At 55.5% G+C, this 19278-nt stretch carries 16 protein-coding genes; 8 read left to right on the top strand and 8 right to left on the bottom strand.

The window, feature by feature from the left end; all coding sequences use genetic code 11:
• Positions 1 to 41 precede the first annotated feature (41 nt).
• Complete coding sequence (locus ACT3RT_RS18200) at positions 42 to 266, top strand: YgdI/YgdR family lipoprotein (protein WP_353504264.1); 225 nt, start codon at positions 42 to 44, stop codon at positions 264 to 266.
• 120 nt (positions 267 to 386) lie between these two features.
• Here ACT3RT_RS18200 and ACT3RT_RS18195 read toward each other — a convergent pair whose 3' ends face one another.
• The 5 genes from ACT3RT_RS18195 to ACT3RT_RS18175 form a co-directional block, all read right to left on the bottom strand.
• Complete coding sequence (locus ACT3RT_RS18195) at positions 387 to 686, bottom strand: helix-turn-helix domain-containing protein (RefSeq protein WP_496203495.1); 300 nt, start codon at positions 684 to 686, stop codon at positions 387 to 389.
• A gap of 231 nt (positions 687 to 917) precedes the next feature.
• Entirely contained in the window at positions 918 to 1634 is a 717-nt protein-coding gene (locus tag ACT3RT_RS18190) for a dienelactone hydrolase family protein (RefSeq protein ID WP_496203494.1), read from the bottom strand.
• A gap of 87 nt (positions 1635 to 1721) precedes the next feature.
• Positions 1722 to 3347, bottom strand: coding sequence for an ABC-F family ATP-binding cassette domain-containing protein (locus ACT3RT_RS18185; RefSeq protein ID WP_496203493.1), 1626 nt, complete (start codon positions 3345 to 3347; stop codon positions 1722 to 1724).
• 181 nt (positions 3348 to 3528) lie between these two features.
• Entirely contained in the window at positions 3529 to 4305 is a 777-nt protein-coding gene (locus ACT3RT_RS18180) for a DUF3750 domain-containing protein (protein ID WP_353504259.1), read from the bottom strand.
• Positions 4306 to 4383: 78 nt separating this feature from the next.
• Entirely contained in the window at positions 4384 to 5748 is a 1365-nt protein-coding gene (locus ACT3RT_RS18175; protein ID WP_486032338.1) for a cation:proton antiporter, read from the bottom strand.
• Positions 5749 to 6077: 329 nt separating this feature from the next.
• Here ACT3RT_RS18175 and ACT3RT_RS18170 point away from each other — a divergent pair, with 329 nt between their 5' ends.
• A complete protein-coding gene (locus tag ACT3RT_RS18170; RefSeq protein WP_496203492.1) occupies positions 6078 to 7814 on the top strand; it encodes an ABC-F family ATP-binding cassette domain-containing protein in 1737 nt (578 codons plus the stop codon).
• A gap of 105 nt (positions 7815 to 7919) precedes the next feature.
• Here the strand turns inward: ACT3RT_RS18170 and ACT3RT_RS18165 are convergent, their stop codons facing one another.
• Positions 7920 to 8093 carry a hypothetical protein gene (locus ACT3RT_RS18165; protein WP_496203491.1) on the bottom strand — a complete coding sequence of 58 codons (174 nt, stop codon included), beginning with the start codon at positions 8091 to 8093 and terminating at the stop codon, positions 7920 to 7922.
• Between the two features lie 48 nt (positions 8094 to 8141).
• On the bottom strand, positions 8142 to 8759 hold the full coding sequence (locus ACT3RT_RS18160; protein ID WP_496203490.1) for a TetR/AcrR family transcriptional regulator: 618 nt from the start codon (positions 8757 to 8759) through the stop codon (positions 8142 to 8144).
• Positions 8760 to 8839: 80 nt separating this feature from the next.
• On the opposite strand from ACT3RT_RS18160, the gene ACT3RT_RS18155 reads away from it, so the two are divergent.
• The 6 genes from ACT3RT_RS18155 to ACT3RT_RS18130 all read left to right on the top strand — a co-directional run bounded on the left by ACT3RT_RS18155 (position 8840) and on the right by ACT3RT_RS18130 (position 18460).
• On the top strand, positions 8840 to 9457 hold the full coding sequence (locus ACT3RT_RS18155; RefSeq protein ID WP_496203489.1) for an NAD(P)H-dependent oxidoreductase: 618 nt from the start codon (positions 8840 to 8842) through the stop codon (positions 9455 to 9457).
• Between the two features lie 153 nt (positions 9458 to 9610).
• The gene (locus ACT3RT_RS18150; protein ID WP_496203488.1) at positions 9611 to 10993 is read left to right on the top strand and encodes an SrfA family protein; all 1383 of its coding nucleotides are present in this window, start codon (positions 9611 to 9613) and stop codon (positions 10991 to 10993) included.
• A 3-nt stretch (positions 10994 to 10996) separates the two neighbouring features.
• Positions 10997 to 13999, top strand: a complete 3003-nt coding sequence (locus ACT3RT_RS18145) for a virulence factor SrfB (RefSeq protein ID WP_496203487.1) — start codon at positions 10997 to 10999, stop codon at positions 13997 to 13999.
• The gene (locus ACT3RT_RS18140) at positions 13996 to 16392 is read left to right on the top strand and encodes a virulence factor SrfC family protein (protein WP_496203486.1); all 2397 of its coding nucleotides are present in this window, start codon (positions 13996 to 13998) and stop codon (positions 16390 to 16392) included. The genes ACT3RT_RS18145 and ACT3RT_RS18140 overlap by 4 nt, the downstream gene beginning before the upstream one ends.
• A 260-nt stretch (positions 16393 to 16652) precedes the next feature.
• Positions 16653 to 18002, top strand: coding sequence for a type II toxin-antitoxin system HipA family toxin (locus tag ACT3RT_RS18135; RefSeq protein ID WP_496203485.1), 1350 nt, complete (start codon positions 16653 to 16655; stop codon positions 18000 to 18002).
• Entirely contained in the window at positions 17999 to 18460 is a 462-nt protein-coding gene (locus ACT3RT_RS18130) for a helix-turn-helix transcriptional regulator (protein ID WP_485903406.1), read from the top strand. Before ACT3RT_RS18135 ends, ACT3RT_RS18130 begins: the two co-directional genes overlap by 4 nt.
• 103 nt (positions 18461 to 18563) lie before the next feature.
• On the opposite strand, the gene ACT3RT_RS18125 is transcribed toward ACT3RT_RS18130, so the two are convergent.
• Positions 18564 to 18923, bottom strand: coding sequence for a helix-turn-helix domain-containing protein (locus tag ACT3RT_RS18125; protein WP_353504249.1), 360 nt, complete (start codon positions 18921 to 18923; stop codon positions 18564 to 18566).
• Positions 18924 to 19278 lie beyond the last annotated feature (355 nt).

Raw genomic sequence — 19278 nt, 5'->3', positions numbered from 1 at the left:
TGTGCTAAACCTTATACAGACTTAACAACAAGGAGTGAGTTATGAAGAGACGTTATCTAGTTGCATCAGCGTTAGTTCTTACCGCCTTACTCGCAGGCTGTTCTAGCAATTACGCCATTCAAACCAACGATGGGCGAACGATAGTCAGCGAAGGCAAACCAAGAGTTGACCGGGATACCGGGCTAATCAAGTACAAGGATGCCTGGGGGAAAGAGCGCCAAATCGCCCAGACCGACGTGAAAGTCATGTCAGAAATTGGCAAGTAGGTTGTACTGAGTCTTAAAAGTAAAAACCCGCTTCGGCGGGTTTTTTTGTGAATTAATAGGTTGCAGGAGCTATATCAAATGTATGGAGAGTATGAAAATTAATGGTTTGAGTGATAACTATCAGATATGAAATACCCGCCCCACGCCTTCAGGCAACTCAACGTTTAGGCTCAGCTTTCCGCCCATCGCCTCAATATATCGTTTGAGAGTAGCCAGTTTTACGTCATTACCTCTTTGCTCTATCTGGGTTATGGCGGGCTGACTGACGCCCATTAATTCCGCCAGTTTCTTCTGTGAGACCTGCATCTCTTCACGCAGCAACTGCAAACCGGTTTCCAGAATCATTTCATCCGCCATATCTTTAATGCGAGCCTGGCTCTCTGGCGAACGGGCAGCGATAGCTTCACGTAATGTTTTCATTTTTTCACCTCAGCGAGAGCTATGTGGCGGTCAGCACAGGGCTAACGCTCACATTCAAAAGCAAAATATAAGCTACAACTTATAACATCAATCTTCCACAGCATAGTAAATAGACGATACTTGAAATGCGATTTAGGTGGGAAAGCAGAATTACGAGGCAATAACTGGAGTTATATTGCTGATATTTAACCCATTCCCAATAAGACTGGGAAATGAGTTAGGCATCAAACCTTACAGCACATCAGCAAACAGTTGGTACATTTGAGCGAAGGCGCGGTGGGTGACTTTCTCATTGTACTGGCTCATGCCGGGAACGTTGGCGGTTGGATCGGTGAAGGAGTGAACCGCGCCGCCGTAGTTAATGAGCTGCCAATCAATGTTGTGACCTTTCATCTCTTCGACAAAGCCAGAAATTTGCTCTGCTGGGATCAATGGATCTTCTGCGCCGTTCAACACCAGTACGGAGCCGCTGATGTTCTTCGCGCCGTCGGTGTCCTTGGTGTCTAACCCGCCGTGGAAGGTCACGAAGGCGTTGAGTTTTGCGCCGCTACGGGCCAGTTCGAGCACGCAGTGACCGCCGAAGCAGAACCCGATCGCGGCTACTTTCGCCACGTTCACTGGTGCATGTTGTTGCGCCAGCAGTGCGTCCAGCGCCCCTTGCATGCGTTGGCGCTCGGCGGGCTGGTCTTTTACTACCATCATCGCCGCGGCGGCTTCATCACCATTAGTCGGGCGAACTTTCGCGCCGTACAGGTCAGCGACAAACACCACATAGCCTTTTTCAGCCACGGATTTCGCGGCGTCGATAGCCACGTCGGCCACGCCCATCCAGTTTGGCGCGAGCAGAACGCCCGGCTGGTTTTTGGCCCCTTTTGGGAACACCAGACAGCCCTGAAAATCCTGCCCTGCAACCTGATAATCGACATACTCAACGCTGATATTGCTCATTCACGACTCCAATAGATTTTGGTTTGGTTATCATTAAAAACTATCTCGCCATAAATGTATCAGTCAAATTGCGTATAAATATGAATGTCATACGGGATTTCGATGATGAAGAAGTTCCCAACCCTTCTCCCACGCCACCAGCCAATGGGTAAGCCCAAGCTGCGCCAGAAACGCCTCGTCGTGCGACACCACCAGCAGCGTTCCCTGATACTGATTGAGCAGCGCCTCAAGTGCAGCCAGAGAGGGAAGATCCAGATGGTTGCTTGGCTCGTCGAGCAGCAGGCAATCGGCGGATGGATCGGCATAAATCACCTTAGCCAGCGCGGCTTTGAGCTGCTCGCCGCCGCTGAGTTGCGCGCAGGGCAGTAGCACCCGGCTAGCGTCTAGCCCTAGCTGGGCGAGCTGCATACGCAGCTGAGATTCCCCGGCGATGCTATTCACCTCAAGTAACTGCTCGAGGATCGTTCGATGTGGATCAAGGCAGGAGAGCCGCTGGTCAAGATAAGCCATGTTGACCCATGCTTCGCGCAGGCCGGATATCGGCGGCAGCAGGCCTGCTAATACTTTCAGCAGGGTCGATTTACCACAGCCATTCGGGCCAACCACGCCAATTCGCTGACCGCCGCTAATGTTCAAGGTTATCTGGTTGAAAGGCGGCGCAACAAAGGGCAGCGTGACATCCTTCAGCGCCGCCACCTTTTGAGCAGTATTGGTCGTGAGTGAGCCGGAGTGCATGGCGATATGCGCCGCCGCCTCGAGGTGTTTCGCCGCCTCTTGGACCTGCTGGCTGAGCTGCGCCCGCGCTTCAAGTTGCTGCTTTTGCAACTTACCCGCCGAAGCTTCGCTGCGCCCTTTTTGCCGCCCCAGCAATATATTGGCTTGATTAGCCTCTTTACCACGACGTTCGCCGCGAGACTGCCGCTTTTCGAGTTTTTCGCGCTGCTCGCGCAATGCCTGCTCTTCACGTTTACGCTCGACTTTGAGCCTTTCCAACTTCTGGGCTGCGGCGGTGGTTTCTTGCGTCTTTGCCTGCTGGTAGAAGGCATAATTACCACCATAGCTGCGCAAACCCAGTGAGGACAATTCCACAATCCGCGCCATCTGTTGCAGCAACGCGCGATCGTGGCTTATCACCACTAAGCCGCCGGTCCAGCGCTGCAACTGCTGCATCAGTGCCCCTCGGCTAGGGCCGTCGAGGTGGTTGGTCGGCTCATCAAGAATGAGGAAATCGGCGTCTGAGAGCGTCGCCCCAATCAGCGCTACGCGCATCGCTTCGCCGCCGCTAAGTTGGCTGACCGGCGACTCTGGCGAAAGATAGCCCAATCCGGCGGATTCCAGCTGGGTATGTAGCCGCTGGCGGATATCCCAGTCATCGCCGACCTGCTCGAAATCGGCTGGATCGACGCTTCCCGTCTCAATACGCAGTAACGCGGCAAGGGTGTTCTCAAAGCCCGCCAGCGCCGCGACATTGGCATATTTTTCAGGGGTAAGGTGCTGCGCCAGATACCTGACTTTACCGGAACAGTGGCACTGGCCGGAAGAAGGCGCGAGCAGCCCGGCCAACAGCTGCGCCAGCAGGCTTTTACCCACACCATTGCGCCCCACCAGCCCAGTGTGGCGGTGATCAAATTGCTCGGTGATGTCGGTGAAAAGCGGCGTGCCGTTAGGCAATACCAAAGAGACGCGTTCCAGCGTCAGAAGAGAGTTCGTCATGCGATAACCTTAAAATTAATGCACCAAAACAACGCCACGGGGGAGTTGCAAGAGAGCCGCCGAGGGTGGCGGTGGGCATTAATTGCGCATTGGACGAATACCTCATTGAGATGTGAAAAGACCGGGTGACTATAAAACAGGCGGTTTTCCGCTGTCAAATCTCCCGGTCAGTTTTGTGATTTTATAATTCAGCCGCGCCGGGGTTATCAAAGCCTACACGCCCAACAAAAGGCAGGCGCAGCGCTGGAGATTTGATATCAACGCCAAGGTTCAGCCCTAGCAGATTGACTTCAACCCCCTCTTCTACCCCCAGCGTAAAGCCGAGAACGCCGAGCACTGATACCTGCAAGCCACGCCCCGACGGCGGCAAGCCGATCGGGTTAGTCAGACCACGGTAGTCTTTGCCGATGGCATTCGACGGCATATCTAGCTTGAGCGCCGGGACTTCGCGGCCAATGTGCGCCATGAAGGTGTTGCTGTTTGGTCCCGGCCAGGCGTGATAAGTGTGCGGATAAGGGTAGCTTTTTATCGCCGCTTCAATCTGTGGGATCAGCGTTTCAGCCAGTTCGCCACGGCGATCGGCCAGCAGTTTAGGCTTAGAACCAAACCAGTAGCCGTCGGGGATCGCGTAATCGCGGCGAACCACGTTGCTGCTACCCCAGCTCACCACGTCATAACGGGTGAACTGGGTGTCGCCCGCCCGTTTATAGATGATCCACGGATGCACCGCCACCAGCCCGCGCCAGCCATAGGTCGGCGCGGCGTAAATCTGGATAATCGCGGTGCTTTTCAGCTGTACCGGGTTGGGGGCAATACCCGCAGAATCGCGGCGCGCGGTAGACCAATCGCCGCCCACCGCCTGCTGCTCTTTGCCCTGCGAGCTTTTAACGTAACTGCACCCCAACGACAGAAAGAGGATGCAGACAATACACAGGGGAACCCATTTAATCACCATCATGCCTTATGTACCTGTGGAAGCTAGCCCGCGCCCTGCGGGAAATTCAGCCTGATAAATTATCACATGTACTCGCCGACGCTATTGCTCATCCTGCTGTTTAGCACGTTCGGCTCGGGCGAGCTGTCGCCCATGACGCCAGTTCAGCAGCGGGGTGACGGTCAACCCGTGTACCAGCACGCTGGCGACAATCAGGGTGAAGGCGATATCACCCATGCGCTCCGCCTCCAGGCCACCAATGCCGTGGGTGTAGGCATAGGCGATGTAGTTGATACTGCCAATACCGCGGATCCCCAGCCAGCCAATCATCAGCCGTCGGGCGCGCGGCGCGCCGCTGCCGATGGTCGCCAGATAGACCGACAGTGGGCGGATGACCACAAACAGGATCGCCGCCATCAGCAGGCCCGCCGGGTCCCAATGCTGTGAAAGGGTAATGCCCAGCACCACGATAATCGCGGCGGCGAACAGCCGCTCAATGGTATCGCCGAAGGAGAGCGCGTCGCCCACCATCAGCCCCACTGACTTGGCCGGGCCACTGTCAGAGAAGGCGTGGCGGATGTGCGGGTTCACCAACTCTTCGGCCGGGCGATAACGCTGGTCTTCATCCATATTTTCCGGCGGATGCAGGTTCACAATCCGCAGCTCGGCGGCGCGCAGCCCGACCCCGGCGGCGAAGGCGGCGAGGAAGCCTGAGGCGTCCACGCTTTGCGCCGCCGCATAGCTCAGGGCAATTAAAGACAGCGCGATAAAGTCACTCGGCGCGATATCGCCCTGCACGCTTCTCAGGCGCGTAGCGAGCAGGCCAATCAAGCGGCCCAGCAGATAGCCAATACCCAAGCCGCCGAGCAGCGCCCACAGTACGTCCACCAAGGCCCAGTGGCCGATTTGCAACCAGCTCAGCGGCTCGGGGGAATTCATAATGAGTAGCGCCAGCATCAAAATCGGCAGGGCTGAACCGTCATTCATGCCCGCCTCGCTGGACAACGAAACGCGCAGATTGTCGTCATCGCTGGCGTTATTGACTGAAATCAGGCTCGCCAGCACCGGGTCAGTAGGCGCGACGATGGCCCCGAGCGCCAGAGCTATCGGCCAAGACAGGCCAAACAGGTAGTGCGCCACCAGCATCACGCCCGCAACGGTTATCAGCATACCGGGGAACGCCAGCCTGACGCCCATTCGCCAACCGTGATTGCGAAACGGCATCCGCAGCTTCAAGCCGGTGATAAACAGAGAGGCCGCCATGGCGATTTCGGTCAATCGGCCGGTGAGTTCTGAATGCGCCACCATATCAATGTGCAGCAAATCCAGCACCCACGGGCCACAGGCCACGCCAGCGGCAAGGTACAGACCAAAGGTGGTCACCGGGCTGCGATGGATCCAGCCCGATGCCAATGACATTAGCAACAGCAGTCCACCCACGGCCGCTGTCCATCCTAGAAAACTCATGGACTCCTCCAGTAAAAGCGGGGTTGAGTGAAAGTTTAGAAAATTGAAGGGGATATAAAAGGTTAGACTAATTCGAAGATTCTTCAATATAATCAGATTATTCATTCACCAACGAAATATAAGGAGGATTGCCATGCTGACCCGTGAAATGTTTTTCATTTCGCTCGTCCTTAGCGATCGTCACTGCTCAAGCGTTACCGGTATCGTGCTGCGATAACCTGCTTGAGCGAAGCTAACTAACAACCTGAGAACTTCCCTCCGGCTTACCGGTTATCGTCAGCGATTTTTGACGATAGGCATTTCTATGCCTAAAAATCTGAGTAAGCATCATGAGCACACTACTTTCCGCACAATCTGTCGGCTACGACAATTCCTTCGGCCCATTGCTGGCTGAGATCACCTTTAGCCTAAAAAAAGGCGACCGCATCGGCCTGATTGGTCACAACGGCTGCGGCAAAAGCACCCTGCTGAAGATCCTCAGCGGCGCGTTATCCGCCAGCTCCGGCAGCATCACCCTTGCCAATCACTGTTTGATGGCCACCGTCGAGCAGCACTTGCCCGCCACCTTGCAGCACTCCACACTGCTTGAGGCGGTACTTAACCATTTGCCGGACAGCCTGCATCAGCCCGAGAGCTGGCAGGCCGAAGTGCTGCTCGCCACCTTAGGTTTTGATGAATCGGCGTGGGAACTGACGGCGGGAACCCTCAGCGGCGGGCAGCATACTCGCCTGCTGCTGGCCCGCGCGCTGATCCGCCAGCCGGATTTACTGCTGCTGGATGAACCGAGCAACCACTTGGACCTGCCCACGCTGCTGTGGCTCGAGCAGTTTCTGCAAAACTGGGGGGGCAGCTTTGTGCTGGTTTCCCATGACCGCAGCCTGCTGGATAGCGTCACCAACTGTACATGGATCCTGCGCGACAAAACGCTGCAATTCATACGCTTACCCTGCACTCAGGCACGTCAGGCTCTTGAAGAGAAGGACGCCGCCGATGCTCATCGCCATCAGGCTGAACAGAAGGAAATTGACCGGGTGGCGAAAAGCGCCAAACGGTTAGCCATCTGGGGCAGCGTGTATGACAACGAGAAGCTGGCGCGCAAGGCCAAGCAAATGGAGAAGCAGGTGGACCGGATGAAGGATGAGCAGACTCAGCTCACCGCGGGCAACCAGTGGCAGTTGAAGTTGACGGGTGAAGCCCTGCCCGCCGACCGGGTTTTGGCGCTAACCGACCTGAAAGTTCGCCCGGACCACGATGCGCCGGTGCTGTTCGAACTGGACGAAATCCGCGTAAAAAGTGGCGATCGCGTGGCGCTGGTGGGCCGCAACGGCTGTGGCAAATCTTCATTGCTGCACAGCTTATGGCGCGCTTTCGAGCAGCCCGAAAGTCCGCAGCCGGGGATGGTCTTCCACCCCAAGGTGCAGATGGGTTATTACGACCAGAGTCTGCATCAGCTGCGTGACGACGACTCGCTGAGCGACGCTCTGGCTCCTTTCGCCCCATTGACCGAGGATCAGCGAAAAATGGCGCTGATTGGCGCGGGTTTCCCCTATCTGCGTCACCAGCAAAAGGTCAGTACCCTCAGCGGCGGCGAGCGTTCGCGCCTGCTGTTTATCGGCCTGACGCTGGCAAATTACTCGCTGTTATTACTGGATGAGCCGACCAACCATCTGGATATGGAAGGCAAAGAGGAGCTGGCCGAAACCCTGAAAACCTTCGCGGGCGCGGTGTTACTGGTTTCCCACGATCGCACCTTGATTGAGCAGAGCTGCAACCGATTCTGGCTTATCCACCAGCAGTGTTTAGAGGAGTGGCACGATCTGGCCCCCGTCTACGCCATCTTGGCAGACAAACAGGTGCCAGTGACAAGTGCGAGCTGTGATGAAAAACCAGAGGCGACACCTCTCAAAGCAGACAGCGAGGAAGAGCGCCTGCTCGCCACCCTAGTCGAACTCGAAACCAAGCTGGCCGAGGACTTGGCCCGCAAACCTAAGCATCAAAAACCCGCCCTACAGCGGGAATGGCAACAGCAAATCGAGCAGTTGAATCAGTTGTTAGATTTGGCGTAAGCGGAAGGCCGCAGGGATGCGGCCTGACTTCAAGATGGGGATAAAGAGGAGTTATCTCTACAGGAAGGACTTAAAAATGCGTCTTTCTTGTAGACTTAATGCCAGTCACTCAATCACATCTTGGCGCTCAATCAGAAAATCCTCTTCTGTCTTTTCATGCTTTAAAAGTGAGGTCCAGCTTGGCTTAGCAGGTTGCGGGATCAGGACCTCATCATTTGGTCCATTTTTTAACTCAGTCTCGAGGTTATTACCTTTTTTGGAAACCAATAAAGTGCGCATTATATTTCTCCTTGTTTTCACTCATGTGCGCTGTGCACCGCTCTCTCCTTACCCTGCCCGACCCACCAGCCCCAAAATCGTCTCCACTAACTCATTCTTAGCTTCTTCGGCGCTGATTTGTTGGCGCACTGCGGCGTTGGACAGGGCTTCGGCGGCGCCGAGCATTGCCCAGAGTCCGGCGATGGAGATCGCGCCTTGCGTAACGTAGGGGCTTAAAATCCCCCGGCACTTCTCGATAAAGCCGCACTCGTATTCACATTTGATCTTTTCCAGCTCGGGCGTGCCGCTCAGGGCAGAAACGATGCCTGAAATTTCCCGTCCTTGATTCAACACGCACTCCACATAAGAGTTGGCAATCACCGCCGCTTTATCTGCCAGCTGCTCGCCGCTTTCCTCCAATGCCTTGTCCATCACCAGCGTTTGGCGGTTGTCGTAATCCTGATACAGCACCGCCAGCAGGCCGGAGCGGGTGCCAAAATGGTCATAAACTACCGGTTTGGTCACGCCCGCTCGCTCTGCCAGATAGCCGAGAGTCAGTGCCTCGGTACCCTCTTCACGAATAATTGCCCATGCCACGCTGACCAATTGCAGATAGCGGTCCTCTCTGGACAGCCGAATGCGTGGGCGTGATGAGGCCACTTCTTTCCTGTTTTCGTCGCTTGACATGCTTATATACCAAAGGTAACTTACCAATAGTATATTATTTTACAGCTCACCCAGACCCTCTACAAGAAGGAATTTGCACCATGCACACTCTTATTGTTGTTTCACACCCGATTACCGACTCGCTAACCCACACCCTCGCCAAGCAGATTGCCGAGGGGATCACTGGCGCAGAGGGAGGTCACAGCGTCGAAATCGCCGACCTTGCCGCTGAAGATTTTGATCCTCGCTTCACCGCGACTGATATGAATGCTTTCAATGGCAAATCCGCTTTGCCCCAGGACGTGCTGGATGAACAAGCCCGCGTTGACCGGGCAGATGCGCTCATCTTGGTTTATCCGATTTACTGGTGGTCAATGCCAGGCCAGCTGAAAGGTTGGATCGATCGGGTCTTTGCCAACGGCTGGGCCTACGAAGACGATGGCTCGGGCAAAGTGGTGAAAAAGTTGCTTCACCTGAAGGTGCATTTGGTGGCGTTGGGCGGCGCGGATATGCGCACTTTCGCGCGGCACGGCTACTTTGGCGCGATGAAAACCCAGATTGACCACGGGATTTTTGACTATTGCGGCGCGCCGGTTCTGACCTCTGAACTGATTCACACGGCCAACCCTGCAGATTTCGAGGCAAACTTAGCCTTAGCCAAAAAGCTTGGTCAGAAAGTGGTCGCCACCCACCAGCACGCCGAATCACTGTGCGCATAATGGCTCATTTGCCTTAAACAAAACCCGCTTTACCCCCTTATTCCTGCGTTTGATTGCCAGCGGCTGACGGTAAAATCACCACAATCGCCGATAGAGCATTATTTTCTGCCGCTGGCACCTCTTCAAGCACCTCCAATACGGGGCAATTTTTGCGTGGCAAAATCATTTTTACGCAGTGGAAGTTTGGACGATATTCAGGCACTTGGTGAAAACGGCCAGCCGGTTTACGCCTCTGCGCTGCAAATCCGCGAAACATTACGTCTTCGCAAGCAGCAGTCGATTGCCGACGTGCTGGCCATTCCCCAACCCAACGAAGCGGGCGACCGCATTGACTGGTATTCCCCTATCGCGGGCAAAGTCACCTCGTGGTTATCCGCCAGCGACAGCGAGCGCGCCTCGGCCATTACCCAGCTCGAACAGTGCCGCGCCGTGGTGCAGACGCTGTGTCAGGCGGCGCTGAAATCTAGCAAGCCGGGCCAGCAGCTGTTTGGCACCTTGTTGGCGAAAGCCATCCAGTTTCCTGACCAAAACCACGTTTATCTGGTGAATGGCAGGCCCGTTCTGACCTTCTGGGGCTTTGTTCATCTGGATAAAAAATCCCGTATTGATGCCCTTGATTGCCTGCGCCCGCCGGTGTTTAAACCGGAAAGCTCGCTAGTTGATCTGCCGTTACCGACCGTCAAACGCACTGAGCCACTGCCACCGTTGGTGGAGCCTAAACCTCAGGTTGAAGTCAAACCGCAGCCAGAAACCGCGCCTGCCGCCGCCGTGAAAAGCCCGGCCAATCGCGGCTGGCTGCGTTTTTGGTGGCTGATCCCCGGCGCGGCGCTGGCCGCCACGCTGGTGATGCAATTTACCGGCGCATTTTCCTCAGCCAAGCACGCGGCCCCGGTGGCACCGGCAGTTGCCGAGAAGCGCGCCCTGCCTGCCAGCGATGCCCCGGTGGTCACGGCCAAGGCCATCGAGCCAAAACCTGTAGTGGAAGATAAAGTGGAAGATAAATCGGCTGCCGTGGCCGCGACGCCCGCGCCGGAAGTCATTCCTGCTAAAACCGCCGAGCTGCCATTGGCTCCCGCCGTCGCCACGCCGCCAGTGGCGGAACCCGCTCCGGCTCCTGCCCCAGTGGCAGCCACGCCGACAGCACCGGAAGATAAAACCGCGCTGACCATGCCGCCGGACGCCGTCAAAGTCGGCTCTACCAAGTTCCTTAATGGCAACTGGCGCGTGGTGCTGGACATTAAAACTCCGGTCACCGGCAAGCCGCCGAGCCTGAAATACCAAATCAAAAACGGTAAAGGCACGGCAAAAATCCAATATGGCGACGGCATGAGCTGCAAAGCAGACATCAGCGCCGGGCTGATGAGTTCAGGAAATCTGGTGATTAACAGTCGATTTAAAGCCAAATGCAGCGATGGTTCGAGGTATCAAATGCCAGAGATCGTCTGTACCCAACCTCTGAACGGCACCGCCGATTGTAAAGGCCGCTACGACGCCAACACCGTCATCCCGATGACCATGAAGCGCGAGAGTAAATAACCGATGCTGGCATCTATTCCTGATTATAAACAGCGTATTACGCTGATTAAGAACAGCGGCATCCAGTTTCTGGACTTCGCCCTGACGCCGCAGATTGATGAAGATCTGCCGTCCAAATTCGTCCGCAAAAGCGCCAACGGCCCGCTGCTGCGCCTCGACCACGATCCGCTGACCGGCAAATACTCCCTGCCGGTGCCGGGTGCGCAGGTTGAAGTGGTGCGCCCTGAATCCAGTATTTCGCTGGCCCAGTCCCTCGCGCTGCTGGAGAAAATCTGGCTGCCGTTGCCGTTCCTGCGTTTTACGCCGCCGCGCAACTTCTCCGGCGGGCCGGATAACTGGGCGCGGATGCAGGTGATTGCGCTGGATAAGCCGGATAACGAAGGCTACACCCATCGCATTATTTTGGCATTTGATACCAAGGTTTATACTGACACCGCTGAATTGGAAGAGGGCCAACAGCCCGAGCAGCTGACGCCAAATGACAATGACATCAAGACCGGCGCCAGTTTCGCCTTGGCTTTTTACAATGATGAGCTGAGTGACTTCCTCGACCTGACCTGGGTGGACGGCTGGTTGCGCGAAGCATTCAGCCAGCAGGCGATTCAGCGCGAAAACCGCAATCCGCGTGATATCAAAACCGCCCTGCGCGAATTTGAATATCAGGCGCACTACCTGAATTTGTTGGAAATGCTGGGTACCCAGCTGTCGATCCCTGAAATCAAAATCAGCACCAGCACGCTGCAAGAGCCGGCGATCAACGTGGATCTGATTCTGGATGTCGGCAACTCCCACACCTGCGGTATTTTAGTGGAAGAAAGCCCTGACGAAAGCAACGGTCTGAAGCAGACTTACGAGCTGCAAATCCGCGATTTAAGTCAGCCGCATCTACAATATAACGAACTGTTTGAAAGCCGGATTGAGTTCGCGGAGGCGCATTTCGGCAAGCAAAACTTCTCGGTGGAAAGTGGCCGCGACGACGCCTTCATCTGGCCTTCTATCGTCCGCGTCGGGCGCGAAGCCAGCCGCATGGCGCTGACGCGTCAGGGCACCGACGGCTCCACCGGGCTTTCCAGCCCGCGCCGCTACCTGTGGGATGAAGAGAGCTACGCGCCGGGCTGGCGATTCAGCCAGAGTAGCGGTCGTTCCGCGCAGGAACCGGCGGCCACCGCGCTGCCGCAAACTTTCCTGTTCAATGACGAAGGCCAGCCGCTGTTCACCGTGCCGGTGGACGAGCGCCTGCCAGTGTTCTCGCCGCACTACAGCCGCAGCTCGATCATGACCTTTATGCTTTCCGAGCTGCTGGCGCAGGCGCTGATGCAAATCAACAGCGCCGCGCAGCGTATGAAGATGATCCACTCTGCCGCGCCGCGTCGGCTGCGCAATATCATCCTGACGCTGCCTTCGGCGATGCCGAAACCCGAACGCGAAATTTTCCGTCGCCGCATGCTTGAGGCGATAGGCGTGGTGTGGAAAGCCATGGGCTGGCACCCGGCTGATGAAGAGTTCACCACGGCGGCTCAACGCGCGTTAAGCCAGGTTCCGGTGCCAGAGGTTCAGATGGAGTGGGACGAAGCCACCTGCGGCCAAATGGTCTACCTGTATAATGAATCTCAGGTGAATTTTGCCGGGCGTACCGAGGCATTCTTTGCCAGCATGGCGCGCCCGGACAAAGAGTTGGCCGAAGGAGAAACCGTAGGCAAAACCCTGCGCATCGCCTCGATAGATATTGGCGGCGGCACCACGGACTTGGCTATCACCCAGTATTGGCTGGACGACGGCGTGGGCAATAACGTGAAAATCCTTCCACGTTTGCTGTTCCGCGAGGGCTTTAAGGTGGCGGGAGATGACATCCTGCTCGACGTGATCCAGCTCTACGTGCTGCCTGCGTTGCAAGGCGCACTAAAGAAGGCCGGCATCGCCAACCCCGAGCCGCTAATGGACAAGCTGTTTGGTCATGAAGGCCGGATGGACGGCCTGTCGATTCTGCGCCAGCAGGTCACTTTACAGATCTTCATGCCGGTCGGCCGCGCGATCCTCGAAGCCTATGAAAGCTTCGACCCGTTAGACACCAGCGCCGAAATCGAAACGCGCTTTAGCGATCTGCTCGAGCAGCTGCCGACGCAAAAAGTTCGCGATCACATTAACAGCGAAGTGCAGCGCGAACTGCGCAACGACGCCGCGCCATTCGACATTCTACAAGTGCCGTTAATCCTCAATCTGAGCAAGCTGCACGCCGAGTTTTTGTCGCCGCGCATGCACATCACCCAGCAGCTGCGCTCGCTGTGCGAAGTAGTGGCGCTCTACTCTTGCGACGTGCTGCTGCTGACCGGCCGCCCTTCCCGCTTCCCGGGCATTCAGGCGCTGTTCCGCCTGCTCCAGCCTTTACCGGCCAACCGCATTTTGTCCCTTGATGGTTATCATACCAGCGATTGGTATCCGTTTAACAAGTTAGGCCGAATCGATAACCCGAAATCCACCGCCGCCGTCGGCGCGATGCTCTGCCTGCTATCGCTGGACCTGCGCCTGAACAGCTTCTATTTCAAGGCGGGCGACTTCCAGCCGTACTCGACTATTCGCTATCTCGGTATGCTCGACAGCAATAACGCGCTGACCGGGGAGAACGTCTATTACAGCGATATCGACCTCGACCAGCCGGATTTCCAACTCAGCCAAGAGGTGAGTTTCCAGATGCGCGGCCCGCTGTGCCTGGGTTTCCGCCAGTTGGACAATGACCGCTGGCCCGCGTCGCCGCTCTATACCTTGTCGATTAACGATCACAAACTGGCGCGACGCATCGCCGGAGATAACGTGCTGACCCTGAAGCTAAAAGTGAGCAAGCAAGGCGATGGCGACAGCCCCGAGCAAGTGGAAATCGCCCAAGCGGCACTTCAGGACGGCACGCCGGTGCCGACCGACCATCTGCGACTGAAATTGAATACCCTGGCGGCCAGTGGCTCAGGTGCCACTCACTACTGGATCGACAGCGGGAGCGTATTTAAGAAATGACTTCAACCCACACCGAACTTCTCAACAGCCAGCTGACCCAGATCGCCAGCGGCGTCACTCAGGCCATACAGTGGATTGAGAGTAACCGCCAGCAGTCGCCGCGCCTGAATATGGAAGCCGACCGCCTGAAGCTGAAGCTGCGCCGCCAACGCCACAAGGCCGAGAATCTTGCCATCTCAGCATCACAGAATCCTGGGATTGGGCTTTATGGCTACTCCCAGGCGGGTAAATCTTATCTGCTGAATGCCCTCACTGCCGGGGAAAACGGCACGCTGGAAACGCTGCTGGGCGATCGCGTTCTCGACTATTTCAGCCATATCAACCCCAGCAGTCAGGCCACCACGTTGGTCACTCGCTTTACGCGTCTGTCAGAGAGCGCGGACTCGCAGTGGCCGGTGCAACTAACGCTGCTTAGCGAAGCCGAGCTGATAAAAATCGCCGCGCTGGATGCCGCGACCCAAGGCCCGCACGCCGAGTGGGATCAGCAACAGATCCTGACTCACCTGCACAGCCTCTCTTTGCATCGCCAGCCCGACGCCATTGACGGCCTGACCGGCGATGACGTGGTGGCTATCTGGGACATGTTGGCGCGCACGGATGCTAAAGCCGACCGGCTGCGCGCCCTGCACTTCTGGCCTGCGGCGGTGGAACTGGCGCCTTATCTGGGCATTGACGATCGCGCCCGCCTGTTTTCCATTCTGTGGAATGAAGCCAGCCACGCCACGGCGTTTTACCGCCATTTCGCCCACGTTTTGCAACAACTGGAGGGTGCGACGCAGGTTCTGGCGCCTCTCAACGTGCTGGTGGATGACCACCTGCTGCCCGCCGATGGGATAATGAGTCCGATCACCCTAACCGCCGACTTTGAGACGGAATCGCGAGGTCAGAGCCTGTCGGTTCGCCCGGTGCACCAGGGCGTGGCCGGGCAGCCGGTTGAGATTTCTCTGGTGGAAGTAACGGTGTTGACCGCCGAACTGCTGCTGCCGTTACTGTCGGCGCCGCAGGAAGCGCTGTTTGAACAGGTTGACCTGCTGCTTTTCCCCACTCAGGCCGATGCCCGTGAGTTGGGAACCACCCACAGTCTGCTGTCGCCGGGCCTGTTGCACGCCAAAAACGCCGGACTGCTGGAGCGATATACGGAAAATCAGCAGGTCAATTCGCTATTAGTCTGCACCGCCGCCGGGAACCGTGGCGCGGTGAAAAGCGTCAGCAAGGCGCTGGATAATTGGGTGAAACAGACCCAAGGCGAAAACGCGCAGATCCGCAGCCAGCGCAAGCCGGGCCTGATTTGGGCGCTGACGCCATTCGACCAGCGCATCACTCACAGCGAGCATTTCGATGAAACAGTGCAGCGCCACGTTGGCACCCCCGGCGATGCCTGGGGCACCATGCTGGCGATGGACAAACGAGGCATTGAGCGCATGGCGAGCTGGCTCACCGCCGAGGTGACTCCGGCCAACAAACTGGCGCGCCTAGGCGAGCAGCGCGACGAACTGCGCCGCGTGCTGACCGACAACCTGCTGGGAAGCTGGCTGCCCTCTTCCAATGAGCAAGAGTTAGCGCAGAAGCAGAAAATTGCCGAAAGCTTACTCAAAGCGCTGCAAACCCGCGCGGGCGTTCATGGCGAACTGCTCGAGCGCCTGCTGCCCGCCCGCGAGGATCTGCGCCGCCTCTACTTGCAGCAGTTCGACATTCAGCCCGCCGCCAACATCACCGGCGGCGGCGCGACTGCTCCTGTTCTGACGGAAACCTTTGGTATTGGGATCAGCATCGACCTGTTCAGCGACGAACCGCTGGATGCGCCGGTCGAGGATCAGCACGCCGCCCAGCCGCCTGTGGCCGAAACCGACTTTGCGCGCCAAACCCAGCATTACTGGATTAACCACCTGCGCGGCCTGCCGGACAATGCGCCGCTGGTGGATTTGCTCGGCATAGGCAAGCCGGGGGTCGAAATGCTGGTGGAAGAGGTGATCACCGCCGGGGTGCGGATGGACGTCGCGGGCATGCTATCTGGCGTGCTGGAAGAGACTCAGCAATCCGCCGCCGCCAGCGAAAGTCAGGCCGATCGTCAGGTGTCACGCGTGCTGACGGTGATGGGTGACTTTGTGGCCTGGCTGGGCTTCTTGCAGATTGAGGAGTCACAGCGTCCGGACAGCCGCATTAACCGTGGGCACAAGATCTTCGCCAAGCCAGCGAAAAACTGGAGCACCTCCCAACGTCTAACCAAGCTGACGCTGGCACCCGCTAATAACACCGCGTTCTACATTTACGACTGGTTAGTGGCGCTGAATGACGTGATTATCCAAAACGCCGGATACTCCGCCGGGCGCGAAATTCCGCTAGCACAGCGCGAGAGGTTGGGAGAGATTTTGCAGCAGATACGCGACGAGTAACCTTACCCAAGATAGACAAAAGGCCTGCTTTCTCCAGCAGGCCTTTTTCATTATTAACGCGAGTGACATGATCACCTGCTGGCTCTGACGTTGATAACCGAGCTTACATACGTATTGGCCGATCCTTGAAGAAAGACAATGAGTGGTATAGGTAACAATATAACCCTACATTACAATTAATGAGTCTTATAAGTGACAAAAATTGAATTTTCCTCAGTTAAAGAGCACTATACTACTCATAAGACTTTCTGGAGATCCGTATGGAATATTTAACACTACAAGCTTTCCTGCAAAATCAATGGGTGGATATGGCGCACATCACCTTCCCAGAAAGTGAAAACAACGCTTTTCGAATCACTGAACTCCATTATGATTCAGACTATGCCGTTGAAAATCTCGGCCGCGATGATAATCACGCGGTGTCACTGAATCACCCTGTTTCTCTATTTTTTGAGAACGAAGGCCCACGCGGCTGGCTGAAATTCCTTGATGATATTATTCCAAGCGGGGCCAGCAGGCGCTATTGGGCAAACTATCTGGATCTTGAGGGTATGGCGGCCGACCAGCAGGATTTTGTATTACTGCGCCACGGCACCATGTCGCCGGTCGGCAATTTAAGGATTAAAGAGTCACTCCCCGAATATCACCCTCTGGCTGAACAGCTATTTTTTACCCTCGACGATGTGAAAAATAGAGCTTCGGATTTTCTGGATTACGCCCAGCAGCGCGGAGCTGCCGCCGGGGGGGCGACAGGCGCGGGCGGCGAAGCACCAAAACTATTACTAAGATGCAGCCAGCAAGGGCGAATTTGGATTGATACCTACCAGAACGATTCACTCAATCGAGATACCCACTATCTGGTGAAGTTCCCGCGCGGAGGCCGCAGTGAGGTTGACTGCAATATTCTGCGGGCTGAATTCCATTTCTATCACGAACTCGCGGCAATGGGTTTTGATACCATCCCAACTCAACATATGCGTCTTGAGGAAGGTCTAACCTACCCTTCTTTATGGCTACCAAGATTTGATATTTGTTTCGTAGATGATAACCAGATCAAACGCTTTGGCATGGAATCAGTCTATTCAGCATTAAGAAAAGCACCCGGCACGACGCTGTATCATGAGGAAGCCATCAGGGTGCTTATCAATAAAATCACCCACGGCGACACCGTGATTGAACAGGGATTTGACTTTGATATTCCAGCCTTTGTGATTGAATGGGTGCGCCGCGATTTGCTCAATATTATCTTTGGCAATAGTGATAACCATGGGCGTAACACGTCGCTGCTCAAGGATGAACACAGGATTGGTCTGGCGCCGATATACGATTTCGCCCCGATGAAAGCTGACCCCGAAGGAATAGCCCGAACCACTAAATGGACCGCCCCATTAGAAATCGGTGGTGAGTATGATTTTACGGGTATAGCGGCAGCGCTTAATGACCTTGTTCCAGCGGAAACGCTGTTAGAGGCTTTGAGGGAAACGGCTCAACAGCTCCTCGGCCTTAAAGCAAGGTTGGTGGACAGGGGCGTGCCGGAACAGATTATTAACATGCCGGGGATCGGCTTTGACTTTATCGCTGAAAAACTGCGTCGCTGGGGGCTGCTATGAAAGGTCATGAATCAGCCCCGATCTCAGCGAAAGAGACCATCCGCAAAATTCGGGAAAGGCAGAAGCTGTTGCAAAATGCCGCAGATTCTCCAGTCGAAAAGCCAGCAACGATGGCAGAGAGTTCCTCGCGTACGCCTTCTCGGCAAAGAGTATCTAAAAGCTCTACAGCTGTAAGCACTCAGGACCGGCAAGCCGTGATGCATGGCATCATTAAACAGCTGCTATTGGGCGAGTTAACACAGGGAGGTGCGTTGAAAAAGTTGCGGATCGAGGTGTTGAACCTGAAGCAGGATGCTTATGCAAAATTGGTTGCTGTCTCAAGGAAAACCTTGTCAGACGTCGAGAACGACAAAGGGAATTATACCTCGGACATCATCAACAAATTGTTCAAGCCGTTTGGCCTGCAAGTTGGGTTGGTGCCGGTCTCCAAACAGCTGTTAAGTACGCTTTTGAAGTAATTCCTGCCATATCCTCGCCCTATAAAAAACAACACGCCCGGTCATTGATGGCCGGGCGTCGTTACGCGGAGTCTTAATCTAGGGTCTTATCTACGCAGAAAACTTAGCTACACATGCAGCCGCTGCGTTCTGGCTGGTTGTGGAGTGTTTTGCGCCAGTCGCCCGGAGTTTGGCCAAATTGGCGCTTGAAACTGCGGTTGAAAGACTGCTGGGAATCAAAGCCCAGGGAGATCGCAACATTGACGATTGGCTCGCCGCTGTTTGCCAGTCGCTCGGCAGAAATATTTAATTTTTTCGCACGAATATATTCGCCCAACGCCGAGCCGGTATGCTCTTTAAACATCCGTTGCAGATACCATTTTGAGTACCCTGCTCGCTCGGCGACGGTGTTGATATCCAGTCGCTCTTCCAGATTCTTGTCGATCCAGTCAGTTAAATCGTGAATAAAATCAGCCGTTTTCATGTTATTTCTCCCGTCTCTCTGACGAAATGTAGTTTCTGGTCTGTTTTTAGACTGACGGGATTTGCGGATAAATGCAAGTATTATTGTTGCATTAAATCTTAGGTTTTACTCCGTGACCTACTTCACAGTAATGCGGTTTTGAAAACAGCACATAAAGTGCAACAGTAATTCTTGCTCTTTGTTAGGGACCTCCCTACAATCCCCCCGAATTAATGTATCTTTCATTGATACTTTAAATTTAGCAACACCTCTTTTCTCGCTACAAAATTGTGTCATTGAACGACGCAAATCGGACAAAAGCCCGCTCAGGCAAAGGACGTTACCCGGATGACAGGATCCGGTTGTATTGCCTGAC

The sequence above is a fragment of the Ewingella sp. AOP9-I1-14 genome (assembly GCF_052375995.1).
In the GTDB taxonomy this organism is placed as follows: domain Bacteria; phylum Pseudomonadota; class Gammaproteobacteria; order Enterobacterales; family Enterobacteriaceae; genus Ewingella; species Ewingella allii.
Note: the sequence above shows the minus strand (reverse complement) of the source record. Positions and strands in the feature narration are given on the sequence as shown.

Coding starts and splice junctions, on each gene's coding strand:
- ACT3RT_RS18165 (WP_496203491.1), bottom strand. CDS start 8,093: ATGCGCACTTTATTGGTTTCCAAAAAAGGTAATAACCTCGAGACTGAG.
- ACT3RT_RS18200 (WP_353504264.1), top strand. CDS start 42: ATGAAGAGACGTTATCTAGTTGCATCAGCGTTAGTTCTTACCGCCTTA.
- ACT3RT_RS18155 (WP_496203489.1), top strand. CDS start 8,840: ATGCACACTCTTATTGTTGTTTCACACCCGATTACCGACTCGCTAACC.
- ACT3RT_RS18185 (WP_496203493.1), bottom strand. CDS start 3,347: ATGACGAACTCTCTTCTGACGCTGGAACGCGTCTCTTTGGTATTGCCT.
- ACT3RT_RS18140 (WP_496203486.1), top strand. CDS start 13,996: ATGACTTCAACCCACACCGAACTTCTCAACAGCCAGCTGACCCAGATC.
- ACT3RT_RS18170 (WP_496203492.1), top strand. CDS start 6,078: ATGAGCACACTACTTTCCGCACAATCTGTCGGCTACGACAATTCCTTC.
- ACT3RT_RS18190 (WP_496203494.1), bottom strand. CDS start 1,634: ATGAGCAATATCAGCGTTGAGTATGTCGATTATCAGGTTGCAGGGCAG.
- ACT3RT_RS18130 (WP_485903406.1), top strand. CDS start 17,999: ATGAAAGGTCATGAATCAGCCCCGATCTCAGCGAAAGAGACCATCCGC.
- ACT3RT_RS18175 (WP_486032338.1), bottom strand. CDS start 5,748: ATGAGTTTTCTAGGATGGACAGCGGCCGTGGGTGGACTGCTGTTGCTA.
- ACT3RT_RS18125 (WP_353504249.1), bottom strand. CDS start 18,923: ATGAAAACGGCTGATTTTATTCACGATTTAACTGACTGGATCGACAAG.
- ACT3RT_RS18145 (WP_496203487.1), top strand. CDS start 10,997: ATGCTGGCATCTATTCCTGATTATAAACAGCGTATTACGCTGATTAAG.
- ACT3RT_RS18160 (WP_496203490.1), bottom strand. CDS start 8,759: ATGTCAAGCGACGAAAACAGGAAAGAAGTGGCCTCATCACGCCCACGC.
- ACT3RT_RS18180 (WP_353504259.1), bottom strand. CDS start 4,305: ATGATGGTGATTAAATGGGTTCCCCTGTGTATTGTCTGCATCCTCTTT.
- ACT3RT_RS18135 (WP_496203485.1), top strand. CDS start 16,653: ATGGAATATTTAACACTACAAGCTTTCCTGCAAAATCAATGGGTGGAT.
- ACT3RT_RS18195 (WP_496203495.1), bottom strand. CDS start 686: ATGAAAACATTACGTGAAGCTATCGCTGCCCGTTCGCCAGAGAGCCAG.